This window comes from Polaribacter sp. Q13, assembly GCF_016858305.2.
In the GTDB taxonomy this organism is placed as follows: Bacteria; Bacteroidota; Bacteroidia; order Flavobacteriales; family Flavobacteriaceae; genus Polaribacter.
This window is the reverse complement of sequence record NZ_CP074436.1, coordinates 1,514,881-1,532,431: the sequence shown is the minus strand read 5'-3', so window position 1 is coordinate 1,532,431 and position 17,551 is coordinate 1,514,881. Positions and strand designations below refer to the sequence as shown.

Below are 17,551 nucleotides of genomic sequence, written 5' to 3'. Positions count from 1 at the left end.
GCGAGAGAGTGTTCCATTTTTTCGAAATTTCTCAGAACTTTAGAAGCTCAAATTTCAAGAGTTTTGAACCGCAATTTATTCAGCCCGAGTGGTTTCCGCTATTACTTGCAACGTTGTTGTATATGGTTTGTTGCGTGTTTCAAGCAACTAATTTAGTAAATAATTACCGACCAAGAAAGTCCGCGAGGACTTTCGTAAGTGGGCGAGAAGCCAGCAATAAATTATATACGGTGTTGCCCACCGTTATTATTCCAATTTTAGAAATTTTTCGGTGTATGTTTTTGGTTCTCCTTCTTTCAAAATTAAGTCTCCTACGACATAATCAAGTAAAATTCCAGGAAACAAATAAATGTTACTTGATATTTCAGATGGCAGTGATGCCTTTTGGTGATTATTCAAAATGCTGTTATGATACCATTTTAAAGGGATTTGATTGTTTATTATCCCTTCCCATTCAATTCTTCCGTAATAATTTGAAAGTGTAAATTTCTCAATTTTATATGTTTTCATATGGGTCAATCCCATTTCCTTAATCTGAGCCGTATCTTTTATCTTAAAGTTAACTTCTCTCTTTATAGCCTTAAAATAATCCAACCAAGTTAAAGCAATCTCTTGATTTCGCTTAAATTTCAGATTCGGTTGGGTTGTTTTAATATGTTTAATATTATCATTCAATATTTCTATATAAAGCTCATTGTCATCAGTTGTGCCAGTTGATTCTTTTTCCGTTATCGTTTCTTGTACTCCGAATGTTGTTTTTATTTCATCATCAATTACCGATACAAATCTTAATGATGGTATTATTTCTTTGTTTTTTAATGGATTTACAAGCCCATAGTACTCAGCATAAATTGGATCTTTCTGTGAAAATCTACTATTGCTGTATGGGTCAATATTAATTCTAACAAAAGCGAAATAAAATAAATTTAAAACTAGGTAGGAAACCAATGTAATTTTTAATGCTTTTAAGTTCTTTTTTTCAATCGCAAAACCAAACACGAAAATCAGATACAATCCAGAAATTCCTGAAAGTAAATCGGATATGTATTTATAGGTATAGTCTTCTGAATTTAAAAATAAGGTGTAGGTAACGATGATTAAAGGAAGTAGTACAAACTGAAAACCGAGAACATAAATAAATATTTTCCCTAAGTAATCTTTTTTACCTAAAACTCTAGTAGAAATAAAGAAGAGGATTATTATTGGAATTGCCGAGAATAAATTTATCAAAGCAGGTTTTATCCAATCTGATATACTTGTTCCAATTGAAAGAAAAATAAATGAACCTGTATAAATAGTAAAGTGAAAAAGGAATTGTCTAAATTGTTCATCTTGTTCCTTATTGCTGATTTTTTCAACAATTTTTCTGGGCTTAATAATAAAAAGTAAAAAATCACTTATCCAATCAGAAATTTCTTCGCTTTTAAAATTTTTAAAGAAATCTATCATATTAATTCAGTTCGTTTTTTTTTAATGGTGGGCAACGTTGTTGTGTAATGAAAGTTGCGATTTTTGTGAACGGCTATTTTCCGTAGGAAAATTGAAGTGAATAAAAATGCAACTGCTTTTGGTTAAGCTAAAAATAAGCAATTTTTAATACACGGTGTTGCAAGTAGTAGCTTTTTTTTCACAATTTTGGTTTTATATTTTCCAATTTAACTATTTTCTGTAATTTCCGATATTTCATATTTTTGAATTACAACTCAAATTTTTCGTGCTCGTGATTATTCCGTAAAACTGCTCAATTCCGCACGAAGCTCAATTCCGCAAACTTGCTTAATTCCGAATGTTGCTCAATTCCACAATATTGGAAATTCCGCATTTTGATAAATTTTTTGACTCGCGAGAGAGTGTTCCATTTTTTCGAAATTTCTCAGAACTTTAGAAGCTCAAATTTCAAGAGTTTTGAACCGCAATTTATTCAGCCCGAGTGGTTTCCGCTATTACTTGCAACGTTGTTGTATATGGTTTGTTGCGCGTTTCAAGCAACTAATTTAGTAAATAATTACCGACCAAGAAAGTCCGCGAGGACTTTCGTAAGTAGGCAAGAAGCCAGCAATAAATTATATACGGTGTTGGCAATAGTTTTTTATTTAAAGTTCAGTCTTATTCCTTGACATTCGTTGTTTACTATTAGTGAATTATTTGACCACAAACTTTTCTTGTTTTCTGCGAAAAATTTATAATTACCTCTCGGTAAATAAAATTTGACAACGCTTTCCTTTGTTTGACAATCTGGAATTTCATTCCAATAACTTTTTAAGAATCCACCATAATATACAGTTTGGTCGCTTTCGAGTGTAATCGAAATTTGTCCTCCATTATTACTTTCTGTAACATAGAAAAACACAACGTTTGGGTATTCGTAATATGGTTTGTAATTCAGTGGTTTAGAGTCATAAAAACTCATAATTCCATATTGTTCACTTATTGTATTGTCAGGAAAAATCATTTTAAATTTATAATTGCTACTAACTTTGTCAAAATCATAAATGTCATATACTAAATGATTTGAACCAATGTATTTTACAACTTTTCCGTTTTCCAATAGAACTTCTCTTTTGAAGATTATTTCCTCATATTCATTGTTAATTTCAACTGATGAGTAAACAGTTGCGTAATACCAACCATTTGAGAAATTTTCAATATTCAATTCTTGTTTATTCTTAATCTCCTTTCTGTTTTTTTTGGTTTGTTTGCGAAGGCTTTTTTTGAATTTCTTATCTTTTTTCTTTGCGTTTTTTACGTGTTTATATACTTTTTGATTTACCCAATAATTTTGTTTCCCATAATTTTTTATTGGTTCTGTTTTTTTATAAATTTTTTTACTTCTTTTTCTGTTTGACGAAATGTATGAGTAGGCATAATTGTCATCTCTTGGTATCCATCCAGATTCCCCTGTGTATGGATTTGTATTTCCAATTGTCGAGAAGTTATCATTATTAGTCGAGTTAGGTGCAGTTCGGTAATATGGTTTGACAATAGTTCCATCACTTCGTTCATATCCTTGAACATAGACGTGATTCGGATTTTCTTGTGAATAGATATTCCAGAAAATTCCGATTAAAAAATATATTATTAAAAATGCTCTGTTCATAAATTATTGCCAACGTTGTTGTATAAGCTTTGTTGCGTTGATTAAGCAGTGAATTTAGTAAATAAAACACGAACGGCGAAATTCCGGAGGAATTTCCCAAGTGAGCAAAAACCAGCAATAAAGTTTATACGGTGTTGGCAACTGTTTTTTATTTATTCAAATTTCATTTCAAAAATCAGATAATGTTTTATTCCATATTTTTCTCCCCATTTCAAAACATCTCCATTATTAATTCCACCAACAAAAGTCCGAAAAGTTCCATCATATTCATACATTAAGGCATTTGATAATAAATAAAATTTTTTCCCAAATGATATTTTTTCTTTGTTTGAGTCAATTAAATCCGTAAAATGGTAATCATTTGAATTTGTAGCTTTAAAATTTTTCGTGATTTTCATTCGTGGTGTTTTAAAAACCATTTTCAAATTTTTCTTTTTCGAGAGTTTCGATATTACACTAATTTCTAAAATCGTGTCATTTATTTTTTTCCAGTCTTCAAATGGAAAAGTTTCAGAATTTAAGATTTCACTTTCAGATTTCACTTTTCCTTTCCAAATTTCTTTAACTGTCAATTCGTATTTCTTACCAATTAATTTCTCTCCGCAAAATTTTATTTTTAAATAATTAATGTTCTCAAAGTCTAAAAGTTCTTGAATGTCAGAATTAATTGAAACTTTTTCCATAGTTATATTTATTTCTTTAGTTTGACTAAATGTAATTGAAGTCAATAAAAATATAAAATATAGAATGTTTTTCATTTTTCGTTTTTAATTGTTGCCAACGTTGTTGTGTATGGTTAGTGGCGTGTTTTAAGCACTAAAGTTAGCAAATAAAACATAGATAGAAAGTCCGCGAGGACTTTCGTAAATTGGCTAAAACCAGCCATTAATTATACACGGTGTTGGCAGGCGTAATTATTTGTTTATCAACTCGTTTTCCATTTTTGTCAAATGCATATAAATATATTTCGCCACTTTTTTTTATGGGCAAATTATACTTTTCACCACTTTTTAAAATGGTAGAAAAATAAGGAACTTTTTTATGGTAATCGTATTTGTTTGAGATTTCGTTTCCATAGAATAAAGCTACTTGAACATCACTTTTCATTTTGTTTTGGTATGAAAATGTCGATGGGTTATCTTTGTTTTTGATATTTTCATTGTTTAACACTAAATAATCAACTGACTTTAATTTGTCGCTATCGAAGAATTTACTGTTTATAATACCAAGGTTATTATTTATTTCTTTTCTGTAAGAATTTAAGTGTGTCTGACTAATTGTAAGTGGGTCAATATTATATTTCTCTTTAAATATAGTTGCCATCCATTTTTTTCCTTTCTTAGTTGGTTTTTCAAGAATATGGTCTATTCCTGCAAGTACCAAAACTTTATTGTTAGGGTTTAATTTAAATGTTTTATTGAATATGTTTTCAGCTTGTCCAATTTCTCTGTTTTTATTGTTATCTGTATTTTCATAAGCTATGAATTGATAACCTAATTCCTTTGCTTTTCTTATAAGGTTGCTATAATTCTGTTCGCTTGTATAAAACCCAGTTTCTAAAGTTGGGTATGAATTTTCTAGATTTAGTAGACTGTCTTGTTTAGTATCTAAAGCTTCTAATGCTAAATACGAAAATCCTATTTCTCGTAATCTTACTAATAAATCAGAAATCAATAACCTATGATTGGGATAAAAATGGTTTTCATTAATCATCACGATTTTATGATTTTTAGCCTCTTTAATAATTGTATCAAGAACCTTTGAACCAGTTTCTAAATTCTCTTTTATTATTTTAGAAATCGTATCGTTTGGCTTAAACCTAGATTCAAGTTTGTCTAAATAGTTTTCATAAAATTTGTTCTCTCCTAGGAATGATGAATAGGTTAATTCCATTTGTAGTTTTGCCCATTCCTCTTGTTTGTCATAAGTTGGGAATTCGCTAATTTCATTTAATATAGCAAAGTACTTATTAGAATTTTGATGTTTTTTTACAATATCCATAACTGTACTAATCTCTTTTCTATAACTTTTACCAACTTCTAAACTTTTGAACATATTTTTTAAATCAATTTCTAAAGTTCTGTTAGGGTTTTCGGTTAGTGGATTTCCAATAAATTGTATTGTTTGGTTATTAATTAAAGTATCGAAAACAATTATTTTTTTTGGGTAATTATGTTTGTGGTTTTTTGATACTGTAACAAAATATTCATAAGGAGGTTCATTCGTTCTACCGTAAACGAGAACACTATCTTTTAATTTGAAGTTTGAATTGCGAATTATTTTTTTTAATTTCTTTTTCTCAGTTGTATATGTTATATCAGCTGGGGTTTTAAAATATAGCTGTAAAGAGTCATTCACAATGTGAATACTAAAGTTTCTTATATAATTATTTTGCTCAAAATGTTCACTTATTTTCGGTGAGCATCCGCAGAATATTAATAATATCGATATTAATGTAAGTTTCTTCATTTTTATGACTGCCAACGTTTTTGTATATGGTTTGTTGCGTGTTTCAAGCACCTAATTTAGTAAATAATTACCGACCAAGAAAGTCCGCGAGGACTTTCGTAAGTAGGCGAGAAGCCAGCAATAAATTATATACGGTGTTGTAAGTAGTTTTTATTCGGATTCTTTTTTATAAATCAAAACGTAATTTTTTTCATATTCGATTTTCATTATTGTATCTGTTAATGAAATTATTTTACTTGTAGAAGAATCAAGATAATTTCCTTTTTCATCTTCTTTCCATTTTTTACCCATAGCTTTTTGAGCTATAGCAATAAATTTTGCTTGTTCAGAATTTTTAGGAATAACCATTTCAAATTTAATTTCATCTTTTTTTAGCATTTCCCAATTCCCGTAATCTGTATTTTCTTCCGTGAATTTTTTCTCGTAAGTACCATCATTTTTAATAATAATATTTGGCCCACTTGCAACAATTTTCATTTCTTTTCCATTTGGGTATTTACGAATAACGTGTTTAATAGATTTATTTTCTTTGTCAGTAGATTTTATATAATTCCATTTCCCAATTATTAATTTATTAAAGGCTTTATTTTCTAATTTTTTAGAAAAATCCTTTTCGTGAATTAATTCTCCTTTTTCATTCCACCAAAACCATTTTCCAATATTAGTTTCGCTTAATAATTTTCCTTCAGACTCTTTTTGTCCGTTATTAAAGTACCAAGTCCATTTCCCATTAGAAGTTCCATTTTTATAAAAACCTCTCTTTTTTAATTTTCCGTTTTCATACCACCAAGTAAATTTTCCTTCTTCTTTATTGTCTTTGTATATTCCTTCTCTCAGTTTATTACCATTAGAAAACCAAGCTATCCAATTACCATTTTTTTTTCCTTTAACCATTTTTTCATTTCACCGTTCAATTCTCCATCAGTGAATTCTGTAAATGTTTCTTTTTTGTTTTCAGAATAGAAGGTATAAGATTCTCCAGTAAAAGGAATCTCTTTTCCTATTTCATAATATTTACCATTACGATTTTCTAATTCAATCTTTTTAACCTGTGCTTGACTTGCTAATGTTATAAAAATTAAAATAACGTTTGTCAATATTTTCTTCATTTTCTATTGTTCTGGTAAATTACTTACAACGGTTTTTGGTATGTTTTGTAGCGTGTTTTAAGCAACTAATTTAGTAAATATTTACCGACCAAGAAAATCCGAGAGGATTTTCGTAAGTGTGCTAAAACCAAGCTATAAAATATACCAGTTGTTGTATTTAGTTATTTTTAGATTCTAACTTTTTTATCAATTTATTTATTGTTTTATCATCCATTCGAAGAGCCAACTTGTCACTTAACCTTTCAATACGGTTATTGTCAAATTCATATAAATCTTTTTCTATTTTATCAGAAAGTGATTGAATAAATTTTAGACTGCTTTCTTCGACTCTTTCATAAAAGTTCAATAAATCTGTATAACTCAAGCTCTTTTTGTTTTGAAACTCTCTTATATTCTTTGTTTTGTTGTCAAGAAGATTAAATGAGTGTTTAATTGCATTATTAAGATTTCTTAAGTCTCTTATTTCTGTATAATTCGTTAATTTTTTCGGGTTTATCTTTTTAGAATTTAGAAAGTTCTCAATGTTTTCCCAACGAAATAATTCTCTTTTGTTGATTTCGGAAGGATACGATGCTTTTAATAACCATTTTAAATGTGTTTCAAAATGTTTATATCCATAAATAATTTTCATTTCGGAAACTGCGTAAAGTTCTTTTCCAAGAAAATAAACATCCATATGTTTCATATAACCAGGCTCTTTTTCATCCGTTTCAATTTGGGAGTTGAGTTCTTTTAATTTCTCCTCAAGTTCTTTAATTAAATTATTTGAAACGTAATCATAATGATTATTTTCAATGTTCAAAAAGAAAGTTTGAAGTCCAATCTTTCTTTGTTCTCTTATATCTCTATATGTTTCTTGGGTTTTCAATTTTTCGGATAATTAAATACAACGGTTTTTTATAAGATTTGTGCGACTGGAAAATCGGAGATTTTTCGGTTGTACCAAATCGTTTGTTGATTGCTTGTCAGTTCGTTATTTAGTTTAAAAGTAAGCTTAAATTTTATGAGGTGTTGCCTTTTAGCCACTTTTTCATTTTTTAATTCGAATCAGTATTTCAGAGTTATATTCTTCATTCCTCGGAGTAGTTTCTCCTATTTTTCCGTTTTATTAGTTTTTTAATCCTTTTATTATTGATAAAATTGCAAGAGCTAATAATATTATTAAAGAAATGAAATCACTCTGATTATATTCTCCAATGAAATAAATATCATCATGATTTTGATTGGTCAAAACAGCTACTGTTTCCTTTCCAGAAACTAAATGACAATATTTATTACCAGCTCTTTTTATATAAGTGTTTCCATTATACTCTAGGGTGCAATATCCACTTCTCGTTGTAATAGTAGAACAATCCTCAGGTGCTTCTAATATAATTGCCTCTACTTTTAAATCAAGCTCACTAACTTTTTTTTTCTTAAATGTTTCAATTACTCCAATTATTGAAAACACAAGAATTATCAATCCTAAAATTGATAATAATCTATTCCAATTAAAATTTTTGAACATAATTTTTTAATTAAGTAGAATTTGTTTTTTCATTGAAATCTATAATCCGTGGTTAAAGGCAACGTTGTTGTATAAGCTTTGTTGCGTTGTTTAAGCAGTGAATTTAGTAAATAAAACACGAACGGCGAAATTCCGGAGGAATTTCCCAAGTGAGCTAAAACCAGCAATAAAGTTTATACGGTGTTACCCAACGTTTTTACTTTCAACTTTACTATATTTCTAAATTTGTTATTTATAACTTTTAAATCAGACCTCCTTGGTTTAGTAATATAAATTTCTGTTTACTTTTTGATTCACTTGTTGGAAAAGTTATTTTGTGCTGTTCGACCTTAATATTTGTAAAATATACAGATACATCATCGTTTTCGGTATTATTATTTAACAGAACAATTAAATCTTTCGGCATTTTTTCTAATTCTCTTATTAATTCTTTTACTGTAGTCATATTTTTATTTTATAATTTTAATGAAATTTATACTAAAACCCATTTTGAGCTTTCTTTTTTTGCTCTTTTTTCTTTTGTAATACACCACTTTCTTTCAGAGTTTCATTGGTATAGGTTATAGAACAATAAATACCTTCTCCAAAAAAAAAATTCAAACTTATAGAAGAGTTTTTAGGTTCCCAGTAGTATGCATCACCCGAGCCAATTCCATAATCACTTGCATAACGATTAGTTATTTCCCTTGTCGGTTTTCCGAATGCCATATTCAGCATATCATAGATCTCTGTGTTTGAAGGCATATAAACTTTAATTTCGTAAATAGTATCATTTATTGTTTTTACATATATTGAACTAATAGTAATATCAACGATTTTTTTCAAATCTCCTGTAGCGTAAACATAATCAAATACTTCTCTAATATGATAGTCTGGATTGTTTTTAGGCGTATTCTTAACGAAATCATAATAGCCATCTGTTACATAATCATAGATATTAGAGTTTAATTTAATTTTCTTGAAGCCGTTATTTTCAACTAATCGATTTATGTCTTGTGAAAAAAGTACTGTTGTTAAAAGAAGAAACGTAGTAACAAGAATTAGTTTAGTTTTTTTCATAATTTTCAATATGTTTTAATTTTTAAAATGCAATTTGATGAAATTTTTATAGTTGAATTATAAAAACTTATATCAGCACAATATTGTCCATTCCTCTATTTGTTTTTTTATAATCAGAATTGTATTCAAACTTTGTATTTCTATTAATTGCTTAAGATTTTCCTTTCTTTTACAACTTAAAAGTAAAATAATTTATAAAATTATGATTATTGTTCTGGTTATTTTCCAAATGTTGGGTAACGTTTTTGTATAAGCTTTGTTGCGTTGTTTAAGCAGTGAATTTAGTAAATAAAACACGAACGGCGAAATTCCGGAGGAATTTCCCAAGTGAGCCAAAACTAGCAATAAAGTTTATACGGTGTTGTAATTAGTGCTTTTTTCATTTCCTAATTATCTTAAATTTTTTCCCATTTTACTTTTTCAATATTTATATTTTTCGAAAGAAGTAGTTTTTCAAATTTTGCAGAATTAAATTTTTCATAAGTTTCTTCTCCAATCTTAATTATAAAGTAATTATTCGTTTTATTTTTTCCGATAATAAATTCTTTATTAATAACAGAATATTCAGTAATTCCTTCTGGCGTTATTCCAATATAACTTTCATATTTTTTTTTATAAATTGAAATGTTTGCTTGGGATTTAATATCTGTCGCAATTATGTAATAATCGTCTATAATTTTTTCATTCGTGTTGTGATTAAAATTTCCCAAACAGGAACTAACCAAAATAATAATTAGTGAAAACATTAAAGTTCTCTTAAAGTTAGAAAAATATATTTTGTTTATAATTTTAATGTTCATTCTTTTTCTGTTTTCTAAAGAAAATTCTCATACTATCTTTAACTAAAATCATATTCTTCTCGTTTATTTCTTCTAATTTATAAATTCCGCTATCTCCATATTCTTTCTCCGATTCAATATTCAAGGTTTTATTTATTGAATCAAATTTCCAAATTCCTTTTTTGATTTCTGATTCTCCAATTTTTCCTCCTTTTAAAGTTCCGTTTTCTGAAAATTCAATCCATTTTTCACTCGATTTTTTTATTTCTCCATTTGGTTTTTCAAATTTTTCTACAAACCATTTTCCTTCAATTCTTTCATTTTTCACGCACGAAATAAAAATTATTGTAAGAAAAATAAATAAGTAAATTTTTATTGATTTAATTTCCAAAGTTTCGTTTTTTGCATTAATTACAACGTTGTTGTGTTATGGAAAGTTGCGATTTAAGTGAACGGCTATTTTCCGCAGGAAAATTGTTGTTTACAAAAAAGCAACTACTTTTACTAAAGCTAAAAATAGCAATTTTTTATACATAGTGTTGCTTAAAGTTGTTTTTTATTTTCTAATTCTAATCGTTTTTTCAAAATTCAGAATTCTAGTAAAAATCCTTTTACTTTTTTAAATTCCATAGTTTACTCAAATTTTGTTTTCAGCATTTGAGTGATTTCTCAGAAGCTTAATTGAAGTAACAATTTTAATTATTTTATTCAAATTTCCAAATTTTAGTTTTTCAGCGCATGAGAAGTTTTTCACACATTCAATTGAGACAACAATTTTGATGTTTTTCGGTTTTCAGAAAATACTTTCTTGTTATTTTTCTCAACCATTTAACTACTCAAAGCTTATTTTTTTGATGTTTTCAATTTTAAAATAAATACCTAAAATTCCTTCAGAATTTTCCATTAACGAGAGAGTGTCTAACTATTTGAATTTCTAGATTTTTATTTATTATTTCCTAAGCTGATTGAGATTTCTTAGCAATTTTTAGCAACGTTGTTGTGTAAGAGAAGTTGCGTGTTTCAAGAACTAAAGTTAGTAAATAAAACACAAACCACGAAAATCCGCGAGGATTTTCGTGAGTTAGCTAAAACCAGCAATTTTTTTTACACGGTGTTGTGTGCAGTTTTTTTATTTCATTTTTTTATTATTCCTACATTTAAATAGAATTTATAAAAAAAATCTCTTTATTACTATAAATAAATGCTAAAACCTGCTCCAAACATAAATCCATTATAAGTTGTTTCAAAATTAGATTGATTGTTCGTACTTTTACGATGATTATAACTGATAATTGGCTCTATTGATATGTGTTCATTCAGAAATATAGCATATCCCAATCCTAACTGATAACTAAAAAAAGAATTTTTATTTTTAAAACCGTTACTTTCACTATTATTTGTTCCAAAACCTAATGATGCTTGCCCAAAAATACCATTGACTAAATAATATCTTAATAAAGGTCCAGCTGAAATTGATGTACTATTATTTGAAGATTTAGTACCATTACTATCTGTGAATTCACTATTTGAATAACCAAAGGAAGTCTCTAATCCTAAAGCAAATCTATCAGCTACAAAGTATGCTACTTTGGGGCTAATTCCGATATTATACCAATTATTTTTTGTTGAATTAAATCCAGCTTGTTCATTTTTCGAATTATTAGTTGAAAAAGAAACAGTTCCATCAACAATATAATTTCCTTTATCTGTTGGTGTAGTTTTTGTTTTCTCCTTTTGAGCAAATAGAGTAAAACTTGAGTAAATCATAATACTCATAAATAATAATTTTTTCATAATTGTATGTTTTAAGATTGTTTTCAATGCAACAATAAATATGCCAAAAATGTAAATTCAAATATTTTATCTTTTTTCGATTTTTTTTAATTCTGAGTAACGTTTTTTTAATTCATTAATTACTTAAATTTTTGTAAAACGTTTCCTCAAAGTAATTATTTTTTTTTGGGAAATGAGTGGAATTGCACACAACGTTGTTGTGTTATGGAAAGTTGCGTTTTAAATGAACGGCTATTTTCCGCAGGAAAATAGGAGTTTATAAAAATGCAACTAACTTAGGTTAAGTACTAAATTAAGCAATTTTTTATACACGGTGTTAGGCACTTTTATTTTTTGTTGAAGAAGCTAATTTAATTCCCAATTCACAAAGGTTTTTAGCTTCTTTTAGTTCAAATACATTTCTTATACGAAAAAGATATTTTCTATTTGAAAATTCCATTTCAACATTTTTATATTCAGATATAGAATTTATAATATTTTCATTTATTGATTTTAAAAACTTATCCTTTTCCGAAACAACTAAGTAATAATTTTTGTTAAACTTGTCAAATCCATTTATATCAAGTTCAACAGGAGAAAAATATTCGCTTATTTTGTCGCCAATACTTTCAGGTCTTAAGAAACCTTTTCCAAAATCTTTTTCAGTCCTTAAAAAACCAAATAAATATTTATGAGATTCTGTAGCTGTTCTTCCTCCATATTTGTTTACAATTTCATATGAATTATTGTATTCAACAACAGAAAGAGTAAACTGATTATTATCTTTTTTTATCTCATAAGACTGAAGGATTTTCAAAAAGTTTCCTTTATTCATAATTTCAAAACTTGCAAGAGATGGTTTTCTAATTTTTGAAATATTAAATTCAGAAGAAATCTGAGAGAATATTCTCTTGATTTTAATCCATTCAATTCTTTCATTTTCAAAAAGACTCTCAAAGTTTTTAGGTAAAGCAAATGCCATATTTTGGTTTTTAATTGTGCCTAACGTTGTTTTGTATGGAAAGTTGCGTTTTAAGTCGACGGCTATTTTCCGCAGGAAAATAGGAGTTGACAAAAATGCAACAACCTTTGATTAAGCCAAATTTAGCAATTTTTTATACAAGGTGTTGTAAAATGCGTGTTTAATTTCCACTTTATAAGTTATAAAATTCCTATTTCTTTTTTCTCCTTTTTAGAGTTTCTGAGGAAATTCCGTAATTTTGATTTTTCAGCGTTTTCATAAGTTTTTAATTCAGAACACGAGTAAACTTTTATTTTACTCTTAGAAATCTCTCAGCCTTTCTAAATTTGTCTTTAAAAACGAATTTCTCCGACTTTTACACAACACTTTGTCAATTCAGCGATTTTAGTTTCAAACAGTAATGAAGTTTCAAGTTTTCAGATATTTTCAAACAAGCTAAATTCCGCAAACTTTTTCCTTTTTTTTGCGTTTTAAAACTCCGAACGAAAAGAATTATTTTTTTTCTTAAAATTCTAAAAACCTTCTATTTTTTTCAAAATTTTGATTCGCGAGAGAGTGTTCCAAAAAACTAATTTTTCAAACGTTTTATTTCGCTTTTTTGAGTTTTCAGACTTTAAAGCTAAATGTATTTTTAAATATCTGTTGTTCTTAAATTATACTTTCAGCCAGTTTTTTACAACGTTGTTGTGTATGATTAGTGGCGTGTTTAAGCACCTAATTTAGTAAATAAAAACTGAATAGAAAATCCGCGAGGATTTTCGTAAGTAAGCTAAAACTAGCCATTAATTATACACGGTGTTGTGGTTAGTTTTTAATTTTCTCAAATTCATCTTTTGAAATATTAATTCCATTATTTACATATAGAATATCATAAATAGAATTATCATCTGTGTTATATCTTGTCCAGATTAATAAATTATTTTTAAAATGCTCCTTTTCCCAAATAAGAAATCTTTTATTTTCAGTAAGTATATATCTTTTTTCCTTATTAGTTAGTTTTCCTTTTTCATATAACATATCCATTTCGACCTGTCCATTATCGAAGTAGGTTAGGTATTCTCCGTGAAGTAAATTATTTTTATAATGTCTAACAAAGCTAATATTCCCATTTATACTGTATCCTATTTCTTTTCCGTTTTTCTCTCCTTTTACATAATCTGTAACTAGAGAGATAGACTCTTTTTCATTAGTATAAAACAAAGTTTCTTTTCCATTTTTTAAACCGTTTGCATACTCTGTTTTCCTCAATAATCTACCGTCTTTTTCTTGATAATTTTCATAAGTTCCTTGTATTTTTTGTTTCTTATTGAAATGTTTTCGTTCAGATAGTTTTCCATTGGGAAAATATTGCTCCATTATACCGCAAGGTTTTCCATTACAGTATTTTGTTTTTGAGGTTATTTGATTGTTCGAAAATTTAGTAATCAAACCATTTTTTAATCCATTTGAAAATTCTCCAAGAATCTGATAATGATACTTTTTAAATTTTCCACCAGTAGTAATAAATAATTTGTAGAAACCATCTAAAGGATTACCATTTTTTAATGAATATATGTAAGGTTTCTCAACTTCACTATTTGAATACTCTATCGATATTGATTCATTTGTCAATATTGTCGGATTTTCTTGTGAACAACTTATTTGAGTTATAAAGAATAATAATATAAAAGCAGTATTTTTCATTCAGATTTCAGTTCGTAAATTAACCACAACGTTGTTGTATATGGTTTGTTGTGTGTTTCAAGCAACTAATTTAATAAATAATTACCGACCAAGAAAGTCCGCGAGGACTTTCGTAAATAGGCGAGAAGCCAGCAATAAATTATATACGGTGTTAGGGTACGTTATTTATGAAATCCAAGTTCCTTCAATTTTTTCAATTCTCCATTTATCAGATACTTTTTTAATAAATATTCTAAAACCATTTCCATTTAATATTCCAAAAGTAGTTCCGCTTTCAATAACTCCATTTTTTTTATTACGGTCAAAATAGATTCGGGAAAAAGATATTACTGCTCCAAGATGAAAAGGGTATTCAGTTCTCCAAATTTTTCGACCTTTTGGAAATTCTGAATAGTATTTAAATATAAACTTTTCATTATTCTTGAATTTAGATAAATTAATCTTGTATTCGATTTTTTTTTCTAGAGAATCATTTTTGAATTTCAAATTTTCAAAATTCTTACCTAATTTTTCAAAACTATCTTGACCTAATGTGAAAATTGTGTCAACTATTGCTATTACAATTCTGGAAGTATCTTTTTCAATCTCAATTTTCCTTTTTTTAAAGTCAGCTAAATATTTTTTATGTGTTTTAAGATTCTCTTTTTTTTGACTTTCACTTATTGTAATTCCATTTGGAAGAGGAGCAAGTGTCAAAGGTGGTTGAAGTGTTCTGAAATCATAAAATGTAGAATCTATTAGTTCTAAAAATATTTCATTAAAAACTTTTTTTTCAAATTCTAATTCATTTTTTTGTGAATTACAACCTAAAATAATTGATAATAGAAAAATTATTATTAATCTGTTCATTTCGTTTTTATGTGCCCTAACGTTGTTGTATAAGCTTTGTTGCGTTGTTTAAGCAGTGAATTTAGTAAATAAAATACGAACGGCGAAATTCCGGAGGAATTTCCCAAGTGAGCCAAAACCAGCAATAAAGTTTATACGGTGTTGCCATTAGTTTTTTTTATAAATTAATGATGATTCTCCGAATTTTAGTTCTATTGTTTTCCTCTTTATTTTTATTATTTCATATTCAAGAATAATACCTTGTATAATTTCTTTTCTTTCAGAATGTGCTTTTAAGGTTACTTCTATTTCATAATTCTTATTCGGAATAATATTTAATGGGTAACTTTCAGTGGCCATTGATGAAAGCTGAATAAAGTAATAAGATTCGGAAAAAGGAATTTTAATTTCAGTATTTCCATTTGAATCTGAAACACCCAAGTTTTCGGTTCTATTTCTAAAATAAGAACTTGGAAAAGGATTTTCATATTCATCTAATACTTTTATTTTAATAGTTATACTATCTTTTTTGTTAGGTGTAGTTTTAATGATTTTATGCGAACTTGAATAATATTTAGAATTAAATTCAGTATTTTGATCTTTAAATTTTAAGTAAAGTTTTTTGTCTTTTATTTCATAATGACCATTTCCAAATGATTCACTTACACAACCTCCAGTAAAATATTGAAAAGTGTTGTTTTTTTTGAAAATTATAGTTCTATAATCATCTCCATTTCCGTTTGAATATTCTCCTTTTATTTGAGAATTAATATTAAAACTAAATATAAAAAATAATAGAAGGATTTTTTTCATTTCGTAAATTAATGGCAACGTGGTTGTGTATTGAAAGTTGCGGTTTTATGAACGACTATTTTCCGAAAGAAAACAGAAGTGAATAAAAAAGCAACTACTTTTATTAAGCACTAATTTAGCAATTTTTACTACACGTTGTTGGCTAAAGTACTTTTTTTGTTAAAATCGTATATAATTTTTCATTGATATAGTAATTTCCAGTTCCTAGTTTTTGTTTTGTTAGAATTCCATCTTTCGCTAATCTATTTAAATAATTAGCAGCTGTAATTCTTGATACTCCTAAATCTCTTTCTATAAACTCAATTTTTGTGTATGGATGTTGAAATAGGTTATTCAATAAATCTTGACTATAAAATTTATAATTATCTCTAATTAAGTGTTTATATTCAAGCATTAATTTCTGAATATCTTTTATTAGAATTATAGTTTGTTTAGAAGTTTGCTCGACTGCTTTGATAATATAGATTAACCAATTTTCCCAATTGTCAGTAATTCTAACTTCTTGTAATAATTCATAATATTTAGCTTTATTTTCAATAATAAAACTACTCAAATATAGAATTGGTAAATCAAGTAAATCTTTCATTACTAAATAAAGCACATTAATAATTCTTCCTGTCCTACCATTACCGTCATAAAAAGGGTGGATACTTTCAAATTGATAATGTATAATAGCCATTTTTACTATTGGGTCAAAGTCAGATAAAGTATCGTCGTTAATAAATTGTTCTAAATTAGACATTAAATTTTTTATAGTTTCAAGGTCTTGTGGCGGAGTATAAACTGTTTCTCCAGTTTTAGCATTTTTTAATGCAGTTCCAGGAACTTTTCTAAAACCTGCATTATTTTTTTCTAATTCAGATTGTATTTGGATAATGTCATTATTTGTTAAAATATTTCTTTTTGAAATTAATGAATACCCAATTTTTAATGCAGAAATATAATTTTGAACTTCTTTGGCATCTAACGATTTTACTCCATCTAAATTTAGTTCAGCTTTATAAAGATCATCGTGTGTTGTGATGATGTTTTCAATTTCAGAACTATCTTTTGCTTCTTGTAACCCTAATGTATTAATTAGGATATTTTCATTTGGAATACTAGATACTAAACCTTTTAATTCAGCTAATGCTCTATGAGCTTCATTTAATTTTTTAAGAACATTTTTTGTTTCAATGTCTTTTTTTAAAGGAAGTTTTTCAAGTTTAAAGTCATTCATAATGATAAGAAATTCTATTTTTCTTAACAAAGGTAATTTATAATGATAAGAAAATGGACTTTTCTTTACATAATAATTTTAAATGATAAGTTATTTTAGTTTTCTTTACATTGTATTTTTCGAGCTCACTGAGGTATTTTTGCCAACGTTGTTGTATAAGCTTTGTTGCGTTGTTTAAGCAGTGAATTTAGTAAATAAAACACGAACGGCGAAATTCCGAAGGAATTTCCCAA

General features: G+C 27.3%; 18 protein-coding genes. All 18 read right to left on the bottom strand.

Annotated features, from left to right (window positions below; genetic code table 11):
* Positions 1-246: 246 nt before the first annotated feature.
* Complete coding sequence (locus tag JOP69_RS06395) at positions 247-1,449, bottom strand: hypothetical protein (protein ID WP_203395245.1); 1,203 nt, start codon at positions 1,447-1,449, stop codon at positions 247-249.
* A gap of 640 nt (positions 1,450-2,089) precedes the next feature.
* A complete protein-coding gene (locus JOP69_RS06390; RefSeq protein ID WP_203395215.1) occupies positions 2,090-3,097 on the bottom strand; it encodes a hypothetical protein in 1,008 nt (335 codons plus the stop codon).
* A 152-nt stretch (positions 3,098-3,249) separates the two neighbouring features.
* Positions 3,250-3,855: a hypothetical protein gene (locus JOP69_RS06385; protein WP_203395216.1), complete on the bottom strand. Its 606-nt coding sequence runs from the start codon at positions 3,853-3,855 to the stop codon at positions 3,250-3,252.
* Positions 3,856-3,982: 127 nt separating this feature from the next.
* On the bottom strand, positions 3,983-5,566 hold the full coding sequence (locus JOP69_RS06380) for a hypothetical protein (protein WP_203395217.1): 1,584 nt from the start codon (positions 5,564-5,566) through the stop codon (positions 3,983-3,985).
* A 150-nt stretch (positions 5,567-5,716) separates the two neighbouring features.
* Positions 5,717-6,460, bottom strand: a complete 744-nt coding sequence (locus JOP69_RS06375) for a toxin-antitoxin system YwqK family antitoxin (RefSeq protein WP_203395218.1) — start codon at positions 6,458-6,460, stop codon at positions 5,717-5,719.
* Positions 6,427-6,675 (bottom strand): hypothetical protein, encoded by a 249-nt coding sequence (locus JOP69_RS06370; protein WP_203395219.1) that lies wholly within the window; start codon positions 6,673-6,675, stop codon positions 6,427-6,429. The genes JOP69_RS06375 and JOP69_RS06370 overlap by 34 nt, the downstream gene beginning before the upstream one ends.
* A gap of 157 nt (positions 6,676-6,832) precedes the next feature.
* Positions 6,833-7,543, bottom strand: a complete 711-nt coding sequence (locus tag JOP69_RS06365; protein ID WP_203395220.1) for a hypothetical protein — start codon at positions 7,541-7,543, stop codon at positions 6,833-6,835.
* Between the two features lie 240 nt (positions 7,544-7,783).
* Positions 7,784-8,182, bottom strand: a complete 399-nt coding sequence (locus JOP69_RS06360; protein ID WP_203395221.1) for a hypothetical protein — start codon at positions 8,180-8,182, stop codon at positions 7,784-7,786.
* A gap of 241 nt (positions 8,183-8,423) precedes the next feature.
* A complete protein-coding gene (locus tag JOP69_RS06355; protein WP_203395222.1) occupies positions 8,424-8,627 on the bottom strand; it encodes a hypothetical protein in 204 nt (67 codons plus the stop codon).
* A gap of 32 nt (positions 8,628-8,659) precedes the next feature.
* On the bottom strand, positions 8,660-9,241 hold the full coding sequence (locus JOP69_RS06350) for a hypothetical protein (protein ID WP_203395223.1): 582 nt from the start codon (positions 9,239-9,241) through the stop codon (positions 8,660-8,662).
* A 395-nt stretch (positions 9,242-9,636) separates the two neighbouring features.
* Positions 9,637-10,041, bottom strand: coding sequence for a hypothetical protein (locus JOP69_RS06345; RefSeq protein WP_203395224.1), 405 nt, complete (start codon positions 10,039-10,041; stop codon positions 9,637-9,639).
* Positions 10,031-10,348, bottom strand: coding sequence for a hypothetical protein (locus JOP69_RS06340; RefSeq protein WP_203395225.1), 318 nt, complete (start codon positions 10,346-10,348; stop codon positions 10,031-10,033). Before JOP69_RS06340 ends, JOP69_RS06345 begins: the two co-directional genes overlap by 11 nt.
* An 863-nt stretch (positions 10,349-11,211) precedes the next feature.
* Positions 11,212-11,814 carry an outer membrane protein gene (locus JOP69_RS06335; RefSeq protein WP_203395328.1) on the bottom strand — a complete coding sequence of 201 codons (603 nt, stop codon included), beginning with the start codon at positions 11,812-11,814 and terminating at the stop codon, positions 11,212-11,214.
* 316 nt (positions 11,815-12,130) lie between these two features.
* Positions 12,131-12,775 (bottom strand): hypothetical protein, encoded by a 645-nt coding sequence (locus tag JOP69_RS06330; protein WP_215602673.1) that lies wholly within the window; start codon positions 12,773-12,775, stop codon positions 12,131-12,133.
* Positions 12,776-13,579: 804 nt separating this feature from the next.
* Complete coding sequence (locus tag JOP69_RS06325) at positions 13,580-14,458, bottom strand: toxin-antitoxin system YwqK family antitoxin (protein WP_203395304.1); 879 nt, start codon at positions 14,456-14,458, stop codon at positions 13,580-13,582.
* A gap of 165 nt (positions 14,459-14,623) precedes the next feature.
* The gene (locus JOP69_RS06320) at positions 14,624-15,307 is read right to left on the bottom strand and encodes a hypothetical protein (protein ID WP_166386492.1); all 684 of its coding nucleotides are present in this window, start codon (positions 15,305-15,307) and stop codon (positions 14,624-14,626) included.
* Positions 15,308-15,454: 147 nt separating this feature from the next.
* Complete coding sequence (locus JOP69_RS06315; protein WP_215602671.1) at positions 15,455-16,099, bottom strand: hypothetical protein; 645 nt, start codon at positions 16,097-16,099, stop codon at positions 15,455-15,457.
* A gap of 142 nt (positions 16,100-16,241) precedes the next feature.
* Complete coding sequence (locus JOP69_RS06310) at positions 16,242-17,318, bottom strand: Fic family protein (RefSeq protein ID WP_203395259.1); 1,077 nt, start codon at positions 17,316-17,318, stop codon at positions 16,242-16,244.
* Between the last annotated feature and the right edge of the window lie 233 nt (positions 17,319-17,551).

What these genes read in the sequence shown, in the direction of transcription:
- JOP69_RS06380 (WP_203395217.1), bottom strand. Translation starts at nt 5,566, where the DNA reads ATGAAGAAACTTACATTAATATCGATATTATTAATATTCTGCGGATGC.
- JOP69_RS06345 (WP_203395224.1), bottom strand. Translation starts at nt 10,041, where the DNA reads ATGAACATTAAAATTATAAACAAAATATATTTTTCTAACTTTAAGAGA.
- JOP69_RS06385 (WP_203395216.1), bottom strand. Translation starts at nt 3,855, where the DNA reads ATGAAAAACATTCTATATTTTATATTTTTATTGACTTCAATTACATTT.
- JOP69_RS06315 (WP_215602671.1), bottom strand. Translation starts at nt 16,099, where the DNA reads ATGAAAAAAATCCTTCTATTATTTTTTATATTTAGTTTTAATATTAAT.
- JOP69_RS06390 (WP_203395215.1), bottom strand. Translation starts at nt 3,097, where the DNA reads ATGAACAGAGCATTTTTAATAATATATTTTTTAATCGGAATTTTCTGG.
- JOP69_RS06370 (WP_203395219.1), bottom strand. Translation starts at nt 6,675, where the DNA reads ATGAAGAAAATATTGACAAACGTTATTTTAATTTTTATAACATTAGCA.
- JOP69_RS06335 (WP_203395328.1), bottom strand. Translation starts at nt 11,814, where the DNA reads ATGAAAAAATTATTATTTATGAGTATTATGATTTACTCAAGTTTTACT.
- JOP69_RS06375 (WP_203395218.1), bottom strand. Translation starts at nt 6,460, where the DNA reads ATGGTTAAAGGAAAAAAAAATGGTAATTGGATAGCTTGGTTTTCTAAT.
- JOP69_RS06320 (WP_166386492.1), bottom strand. Translation starts at nt 15,307, where the DNA reads ATGAACAGATTAATAATAATTTTTCTATTATCAATTATTTTAGGTTGT.
- JOP69_RS06330 (WP_215602673.1), bottom strand. Translation starts at nt 12,775, where the DNA reads ATGGCATTTGCTTTACCTAAAAACTTTGAGAGTCTTTTTGAAAATGAA.
- JOP69_RS06325 (WP_203395304.1), bottom strand. Translation starts at nt 14,458, where the DNA reads ATGAAAAATACTGCTTTTATATTATTATTCTTTATAACTCAAATAAGT.
- JOP69_RS06360 (WP_203395221.1), bottom strand. Translation starts at nt 8,182, where the DNA reads ATGTTCAAAAATTTTAATTGGAATAGATTATTATCAATTTTAGGATTG.
- JOP69_RS06310 (WP_203395259.1), bottom strand. Translation starts at nt 17,318, where the DNA reads ATGAATGACTTTAAACTTGAAAAACTTCCTTTAAAAAAAGACATTGAA.
- JOP69_RS06355 (WP_203395222.1), bottom strand. Translation starts at nt 8,627, where the DNA reads ATGACTACAGTAAAAGAATTAATAAGAGAATTAGAAAAAATGCCGAAA.
- JOP69_RS06395 (WP_203395245.1), bottom strand. Translation starts at nt 1,449, where the DNA reads ATGATAGATTTCTTTAAAAATTTTAAAAGCGAAGAAATTTCTGATTGG.
- JOP69_RS06350 (WP_203395223.1), bottom strand. Translation starts at nt 9,241, where the DNA reads ATGAAAAAAACTAAACTAATTCTTGTTACTACGTTTCTTCTTTTAACA.